7 protein-coding genes are annotated in these 7815 nt (G+C 56.2%); 6 read left to right on the plus strand and 1 reads right to left on the minus strand.

Features of this window, described 5'->3' with window-relative positions; translation table 11 throughout:
• Positions 1-118 precede the first annotated feature (118 nt).
• From HGP16_RS27760 to fghA, 6 genes are all read left to right on the plus strand, one after another.
• Positions 119-901, plus strand: coding sequence for an IclR family transcriptional regulator (locus tag HGP16_RS27760; RefSeq protein WP_168843181.1), 783 nt, complete (start codon positions 119-121; stop codon positions 899-901).
• 382 nt (positions 902-1283) lie between these two features.
• Complete coding sequence (locus tag HGP16_RS27765) at positions 1284-2450, plus strand: aminotransferase class V-fold PLP-dependent enzyme (RefSeq protein WP_168843182.1); 1167 nt, start codon at positions 1284-1286, stop codon at positions 2448-2450.
• 148 nt (positions 2451-2598) lie between these two features.
• The gene (locus tag HGP16_RS27770; RefSeq protein ID WP_168843183.1) at positions 2599-4020 is read left to right on the plus strand and encodes an aspartate ammonia-lyase; all 1422 of its coding nucleotides are present in this window, start codon (positions 2599-2601) and stop codon (positions 4018-4020) included.
• Between the two features lie 80 nt (positions 4021-4100).
• On the plus strand, positions 4101-5213 hold the full coding sequence (locus HGP16_RS27775; protein WP_168843184.1) for an S-(hydroxymethyl)glutathione dehydrogenase/class III alcohol dehydrogenase: 1113 nt from the start codon (positions 4101-4103) through the stop codon (positions 5211-5213).
• A 46-nt stretch (positions 5214-5259) separates the two neighbouring features.
• Positions 5260-5829: an S-(hydroxymethyl)glutathione synthase gene (gene gfa, locus HGP16_RS27780; RefSeq protein ID WP_168843185.1), complete on the plus strand. Its 570-nt coding sequence runs from the start codon at positions 5260-5262 to the stop codon at positions 5827-5829.
• Positions 5830-5881: 52 nt separating this feature from the next.
• The gene (gene fghA, locus HGP16_RS27785) at positions 5882-6754 is read left to right on the plus strand and encodes an S-formylglutathione hydrolase (RefSeq protein WP_168843186.1); all 873 of its coding nucleotides are present in this window, start codon (positions 5882-5884) and stop codon (positions 6752-6754) included.
• A 601-nt stretch (positions 6755-7355) separates the two neighbouring features.
• On the opposite strand, the gene HGP16_RS27790 is transcribed toward fghA, so the two are convergent.
• A complete protein-coding gene (locus HGP16_RS27790; RefSeq protein WP_246705604.1) occupies positions 7356-7712 on the minus strand; it encodes a zinc-binding dehydrogenase in 357 nt (118 codons plus the stop codon).
• Positions 7713-7815 lie beyond the last annotated feature (103 nt).

Consider the following 7815-nt stretch of genomic DNA (forward strand, 5'->3'; position numbering starts at 1 on the left):
GAGACGGGCGCGCGAATGCCATTTGATCATTCTGGGGTCTATGAGTAAGGTCGCAGTATCAAGTTTCGAGTTTTTTCCTCTCGAAATATGATTATCCTTTTGTCTTGCGAGCTACGATATGAGTTTGAATGCCAACCAGGATGGCCCACTCGATCGCGCCTTTGCCATCCTGGATTTTGTGGCCGGCCAATTGAAGGCCGTAACTGCGGCAGATATCGCCAAGAACCTTGATCTGCCCCTCCCGACAGCTCACAGGCTCATTGGCAATCTTGAAGCGCGAGGCCTGATCCAACGCGCGACAGGCACGAAGCGATATGTTGTCGGCAACGCGCTTGTCGTGCTCGCAGGCAAGACGATCGGCTCGGCCTTTCGCACTGCACGGCGCCATGCAGTCCTCCAGAACGTCGCAGCAGAGATCGGCGAACAATGCGAAATCGGCATTGTCAGAAACAATGTCGTCGCCTACGTCGACAGCATCCGGGTGACCGCACCCCAGGGCCTTCAGTTCGATCCTGGGCACAGCGCCCCGCTGTATTGCACCTCAACAGGCAAAATCTACATGAGCATGCTGCCGGCAAAAGCTCGCGAAAAGCTCGTGCGGTCAGTCCGGATGGAAAAGCATACAGATCGGACAATAACTGATCCTGACTCTCTTTTACGTGTGCTTGAACAAACGAGATCAGCTGGCTGGGCGCGAACAAACGAGGAATATGTCAAAGGCGTGGTCGGGTGTGCAGTCCCCATACTTGCCCCGGACGGCACGCTCATCGCCTGCCTTGGGGTCTCGGTTCCCGCGGCTCGGGTGAGTTACGAGGAATTGGAGCGGTTCCGAGAGCCTTTGATGAATGCAGCCATTCTGCTGTCCGAAACGATCCTCCAGGCGGATAGCGACTTCGTCTAAAGGCATATTCTCAAGTTTCGGAAGAACAATTCTCGGATCTGATCGATGCGAGAATACTCGCAGCGCCCCCTGTCGCACCCTCTTCGTCGTCGGTCTTTTGCTTCAGGCCAGCGCCGGAGCCTGTCATTGTGTTTCATATCAGTAACTTAAGATAAAGCCTTCCCCGGGCCACGTAGCAATTCTCATTTTTCGGAATTAAATACTCTCATTAAACGATATATTTCTAGACTGTTCGACGTTTTGACCTATCATTTCAATGGATGAAATTTATGCAGCGTAAAAGAATTTAAGGCAGACGCAGACAGCCTGGCCAACGGTCGGGACGGGAGCGACGTGGTTCACCGCCACGCCGAACGGATTTTGTTGCCCATTGGAGAGAATGATGATGCAGTATTACGATGTCCAAGCAGTCAGGAAGCTCTTTCCTGCCGTCGAGCAGATGACGTACCTCGATTCTGGCTTCCAGACGCCGATGTCGAAGCCTGTCAAGGATGCCCTCGAGACGTTCATCAGGGAGGGCTACGAGACGGCCGGTCCGAAGTCTGTGTGGATCGATCGCATGGAGCAGACTCGGGCAAAGGTTGCCGGCCTGTTAGGCGCTTTTGTCGAAGAAATCGCGTTCACCAAGAACACTTCTGAAGCGATGAACATCGCCGCTAACGCGTTGCCGCTCAAGGCGGGCGATAACGTCCTCATGATCCATGGCGATCATCCCAACAACGCCTACGCCTTTCTCAATCTCAAAAGGAGGGGCGTCGAAATCCGCTTCATTCCTATGACGGAAGTCGTCAATGCCGACAGCTTCCGTTCGTATATCGACGCCAAAACCAAGGCAATTTCGATGTCGCAGGTTACATTCCATGCCGGACATCGCTTCGACATTTTCGGTGTCGGTCAGCTTTGCAAGGAAAAGAACCTCTACTATGTGCTCGACATCATGCAAGCGGTCGGCGTGGTTCCGATCGACGCCAAGAAGGTCGGGGCCACTTTCATTGGTTGCGGAACTCACAAGGGTCTTCTTGTCCCCCAGGGTCTTGGTTTACTGTATTGGGATCAGTCCCGCACAGAACTCGAACCTGCCTATCTTGCGGCGATCAGTCTTGCAAATCCTCCGGCCGACTTCATTGCCCGACCGGATGACATGGCTCCGGCATCGACCGCAGGCCGCTTCGAGCTCGGTAACTTCAATCTGCCCGCCATCCAAGCCCTCGGGGCCGCACTTGATCTGATCAACGAACTCGGTGTCGAGCAGATTCAGGCTCACTGCTTTGATCTCGGCGACCGTCTGATTGCCGGCTTGGATGAACTGGGCATCCGACTCGTCGGACCGCGCGAGCGTGCCAACCGTGCACCGCACATCTACGTCGCAGCGCTCCCGGCTGAAGAGTGGCTCGATTACTTCGCCTCCAAGGATGTGCGCGTTTCGCCGGAACGCGACGGCGTCCGCATTTCACTCGGCATGTTCAATACCGAAGCCGACATCGATCGCTTTCTTGCAGTCGTCAAGGAACGTGGAACTTCGACAGGTCGGTCGTCCAAGGCGGCTTGATCGTACTTAGGCCACGCTAGCAAAATCAAGCGTGGCCCCAAAAAACAAGACGCAGAAAGCGCGTGTTGCGCCGTGAACCACAGGGTTTAGCCACCCTCAACTTTCATCTTGGCGCCCGCTGTCTCATACTTTGGAGGAAATACTCGTGATGGCTGCTCCTCAGACCGAACGCATTGAAAGAGACCCGCTTGGCCCCGTCGCCATTCCGGCAGATGCTTACTACGGCCCTCAGACTGCTAGAGGTATTGCGAACTTTCCCATATCAGGCATACAGATCAGCCACTTCCCAAACTTCATCAAGTCGCTCGCCTACGTGAAGTTGGCGACAGCCCGCGCGAACGCGACACTTGGCGATCTTGATGCGGGTAAAGCAGAGGTCATCTGCCAGGTCTGCCAGGAAATCATCTCCGGTCAGCACCTCGAAGAGTTTCCCCTCGACGTTTTCCAAGGTGGCGCGGGTACTTCTACCAACATGAATATCAACGAGGTTGTCGCCAACCGCGGCCTCGAAATCATGGGTATGGCGCGGGGCAGATACGATGCCCTCCATCCGAACAACGACGTCAACCTCTCCCAATCGACCAACGACGTCTACCCGACGGCAATTCGGCTTGCGATCCTTCTGTCCCATGGGCAGTTGCGACGGGCGCTGGAGCAGCTTGCCGGCGAGCTCGAAAGCAAAGCCGAGAGCTTCGCTGATGTCATCAAGCTCGGCCGCACGCAGTTGCAGGATGCCGTGCCGATGACGCTCGGCCAGGAGTTCCAGGCGTTCGCGACAACTCTCCGCGAGGATGTCGCACGGCTTGGCGAAATCGCTACCTTCTTCCACGAGATCAACCTCGGAGGCACGGCTATCGGGACGGGTATTAACACCAATCCCGACTACCAGGCAGCTGCTCTCCAAGAGCTTCGCTCAATCACGGGCCTTCCCCTGGTTTCGGCTGGCAACCTGATCGAAGCATGTTGGGATACTGGTGCCTTCGTTCTCTTCTCCGGCATGTTGAAGCGCACAGCAACGAAGCTTTCGAAGATCTGCAACGATTTCCGATTGCTATCGAGCGGTCCGCGCGGCGGCCTAAACGAAATCAACCTGCCGCCTCTTCAGCCGGGCTCATCGATCATGCCAGGGAAGGTCAACCCTGTCGTGCCTGAAGTGGTCAACCAGGTCGCCTTCCAGATCATAGGCTACGACCTGACGATCACGCTCGCGTCGGAAGCCGGTCAACTGCAGCTGAATGTGATGGAGCCGGTCATTGCATATAATACTCTTCATTCACTCGAACTGCTGACGAACGCGATCGACGTGCTGCGCACGAAATGCGTGGTCGGGATTACGGCGAACGCCGAAACATGCCGCAAGCACCTGGAAGCCAGTACAGCTGTCGCAACAGCTTTAACTCCCGCAATCGGCTACGAACGTGCCGCCGACCTTGCAAAGGAAGTACTGGCCTCAGGCAAGACGATCCGCGAAGTCCTCGCGGAACAACCGGACCTTTCCGAGGACCTGATTGCCCAAACGGCTGATCCTCACCTTCTAACGCGGCCCACGCGATCGCGTCTGGCGTCCTAGCCAAGCCGTAGTGTTGATCCGATTTTGCGAACCAACAGATGAGATTCCGCAGAAAACGCGTATCCAAAAAGGAGAAAACAATGAAAAGCAGAGCGGCGGTCGCGTGGGAGGCGAATAAGCCTCTGTCCATCGAAACGATCGAGATTGGCGGACCGAAGCCCGGCGAGGTTTTGGTCGAGGTCATGGCGACAGGCGTATGCCACACCGATGCCTATACGCTGTCCGGCCTTGATTCCGAAGGCAAGTTCCCGGCAATCCTCGGCCACGAAGGCGCAGGCATTGTCCGCGAGGTGGGCGCCGGCGTCACGACGTTGAAACTCGGTGATCACGTCATTCCGCTCTACACGCCGGAATGTCGCCAATGCAAAACTTGTCTATCGCAGCGTTCCAACCTGTGCACGTCCATCCGGTCAACGCAGGGGCAGGGGCTCATGCCGGACAAGACGAGCCGCTTTTCGTGCGATGCCGGCGAAATCTTCCATTATATGGGCTGCTCGACGTTCTCGAATTTTACCGTCCTGCCGGAAATCGCCTTGGCGAAGGTTCGCAAGGACGCTCCTTTTGACAAGGTTTGCTACATCGGGTGCGGCGTGACGACTGGCATCGGCGCGGTGATCTACACCGCCAAGGTTCGTCCCGGTTCGAATGTCGTCGTCTTCGGCCTGGGTGGGATCGGCCTCAACGTCATCCAGGGCGCTCGAATGGTTGGCGCCGACAGGATTATCGGCGTCGATCTCAATCCGGCAAAGGTGGAGATGGCTCGCAAGTTCGGCATGACGGACTTCATCAACCCAAGCGAGGTTGGGAACGACAAGGTCGTACAGGCCATTCAGGATTTGACGGATGGCGGCGCCGACTATTCCTTTGATGCGACAGGCAACGTCAATGTCATGCGTCAGGCGCTTGAATGCTGCCATCGCGGGTGGGGTGAATCCATCGTGATCGGCGTCGCGGAAGCCGGTAAGGAAATTTCTACCCGGCCGTTTCAGCTGGTCACCGGGCGTGTTTGGAAGGGCACCGCCTTCGGCGGCGCACGGGGCCGGACCGACGTTCCCAAAATCGTCGACTGGTACATGGAAGGCAAGATCAACATCGACGACCTGATCACGCACAAGATGCCACTCGATGAAATCAACACGGCATTTGACTTGATGCACGAAGGCAAGTCGATCCGTTCGGTGATTGTCTATTGATCATTGATAAAACCCGCATGTTGCGGGGAAAACCTAGGAGGAAACCATGAGCATTCGACTTCTTCATCCGTCGATCCAGTCCGGACTTAACAAGGGCGACAGCAAGCATGCAGGTGGTGTTCTCACCTGCAAGTGTCTGGATCGCCCTGTTAAAGTGAAAGTCTCGACCGGGATCGCCCACAACCATGCGTGCGGCTGCACCAAATGCTGGAAGCCGGAAGGTGCGGCATTCTCTGTCGTGGCCGTAGCGCCGAGCGAAGCCGTATCGGTCACTGAAAATGGCGACAAACTCGCCGTCGTCGATCCTTCGGCATTGATCCAGCGCCACGCTTGCAAGGAGTGCGGCACTCATATGTATGGCCCGGTCGAAAGGGATCATGCGTTCAAGGGGTTGTCCTTCATTCATCCGGAATTGTTCGACAGCGGCGATTGGCCAGAGCCCGGCTTCGCAGCCTTCGTTTCGTCAGCAATCGAAGGCGGGGTCGATCCGTCCGAGATGGATGGCATCCGGGCCAAGCTGCGGGAAGTGGGTCTTGAGCCCTATGATTGCCTTTCGCCGGCGCTGATGGACTTTCTCGCCACATGGGCAGCCAAGAAAAGCGGCGTCCTCCAATAATGCGCAACGCGGGCTGGAGCAATCTGGCCCGCTCCATGATACGGGGAGTGGAATGAAGCAGATTGCGGCCAATAAGTCCTTTGAAGGCACGCAGTACGTCTTTTCGCATTGGTCCAGCACGTGCCATTGCAACATGACGTTCGCGATCTTCATGCCACCTCAAAGCGAAAGCGGAAAGGTTCCTGTCTTGTGGTACCTGTCCGGTCTGACCTGTACTCACCAAAATGTCATGGACAAAGGCGACTATCGCCAAAGTGCCGCAGAGCTTGGCCTAGCCATCGTCTGCCCCGACACCAGTCCGCGCGGCGATGAGGTAGCCGACGAAAGCGACAATTGGCAGTTCGGCAAAGGCGCGGGATTCTATCTGGATGCCACAGAGCCTCGCTATGCCACCCACTACAACATGCAGAGTTACATTCTCTCAGAGCTTCCAGCACTGCTAGAAAGTAGCGGGCTCGCATTAGATTTCTCTCGCCAGGGCATTTTCGGTCACTCCATGGGTGGTCACGGGGCGATCACCCTGGCGCTGAAGAATTCCGACAGATTCCAATCAGTTTCCGCATTCGCGCCGATCACTCAGCCATCGACGGCAGATTGGTCCCGGCCAGCGTTTGAAAAATACCTTGGTTCCGATCCTGCCACTTGGCGTGCCTACGATTCGACATTCCTGATTGAAGACGGATTTCGCGTTCAAGAAATGCTGGTCGATCAGGGGACGGCAGACAGTTTTATCGATAACGGACTTCGGCCGCATCTGTTGAAGGAAGCGTGCGAGAGGGCTGGGATCTCGCTCACCCTTAACATGCGCGAAGGATACGATCATTCTTACTTTTTCATCTCGACGTTCATGGCGAACCATCTCAGGTGGCACGCCGAACGGCTTTCAAGAGAACCTGCATTCCAAGTATCGAGGGCAGCTCCATAGATAACGGCATGTTCTAACATAACATATGATATTAGGAGGCTTATGAAGACGTTGATGCTTTCGCTGCTTAAAAAGGCCTGCCTTCAGTGCGTGTCCCAAGGCAGCACACTCGCGGAGATCGCCCTGCTCGAGGGAAAAGGGTCATCGAAGTCGAATTTTGTCTCGGGCGGGCGCTCACCGCGCGTGGAGCTCAATCGATGAAGGAGACGCTTGAAAAGGCATCGGGCCTGGACGCTTAGGGCGCTCACCACGCGGCGGTGCAAGGAGTATTTTCAAACGTCGAGCGAAACTGAGGCCAGTCTTCGAGACGTCATGGTCAGGTTATCGGTATCGACCCACTCTTCCCAAGGCCTCTGGCCCAACTCTGCCGGGTAGAAACGCCCGGCATTTTTTTGTCCTTCCAGGCAGCGCCTAAAGCCACGCCAAGCAGGATCGCCCTGAATTCACTACCGTTCTTGCAGGAGCCGTTTTTGCGCGGACCTTACGACTCAGGAATATCCAGATTCAATGGGATGGAAACGGCACATACGATGGCCGTGGTTTCACCGAGAAACAAACACGCGCGACTGCTGACGTTCCTGCTGCCCCGCAAAAAACGCACTCAATGTTTCAGCACTACTTTTCCCTGCACGCCCGAAGAAACCGCGCGCTGGGCCGCGCCGATCTCATCCAGTCGAAATATCTTTGCGATCGGGATAGTCAACACGGCGCGCGAGGCGACTTCGGCAACCGCTTGCAGCGTCTCGGCGTCTGTGCGGTGGTAAAGCTCGTCGATTTTCACGCGATTTTCAGCACTTGCACCTTCCGGCACGGGCACGATGCTGACAATTTTGCCGCCGTCCCGCACGTGCAGAATGACATTCCCGATAACGGGCGCTGCGGCGCTGATCGCGTATTCAAACCCGGCATTCGCCGGCCTCTCGGTGATATCGAGGTAAGCGCGATTTTCGATGCGCATTGACGGCGCAAGACCGATGAACGTGCGCGCATTGGTAGCGAGATCCGGCTCTATCCGGCCGCAGTAGTCTTGGAGAAGTTGAACGGCAGCAGGTCGCCGATTT

This window comes from Rhizobium sp. P40RR-XXII (assembly GCF_012641405.1).
Taxonomy (GTDB): domain Bacteria; phylum Pseudomonadota; class Alphaproteobacteria; order Rhizobiales; family Rhizobiaceae; genus Rhizobium.

Coding starts and splice junctions, on each gene's coding strand:
- HGP16_RS27760 (WP_168843181.1), top strand. CDS start 119: ATGAGTTTGAATGCCAACCAGGATGGCCCACTCGATCGCGCCTTTGCC.
- HGP16_RS27765 (WP_168843182.1), top strand. CDS start 1,284: ATGATGCAGTATTACGATGTCCAAGCAGTCAGGAAGCTCTTTCCTGCC.
- HGP16_RS27770 (WP_168843183.1), top strand. CDS start 2,599: ATGGCTGCTCCTCAGACCGAACGCATTGAAAGAGACCCGCTTGGCCCC.
- HGP16_RS27775 (WP_168843184.1), top strand. CDS start 4,101: ATGAAAAGCAGAGCGGCGGTCGCGTGGGAGGCGAATAAGCCTCTGTCC.
- gfa (WP_168843185.1), top strand. CDS start 5,260: ATGAGCATTCGACTTCTTCATCCGTCGATCCAGTCCGGACTTAACAAG.
- fghA (WP_168843186.1), top strand. CDS start 5,882: ATGAAGCAGATTGCGGCCAATAAGTCCTTTGAAGGCACGCAGTACGTC.
- HGP16_RS27790 (WP_246705604.1), bottom strand. CDS start 7,712: ATGCGCATCGAAAATCGCGCTTACCTCGATATCACCGAGAGGCCGGCG.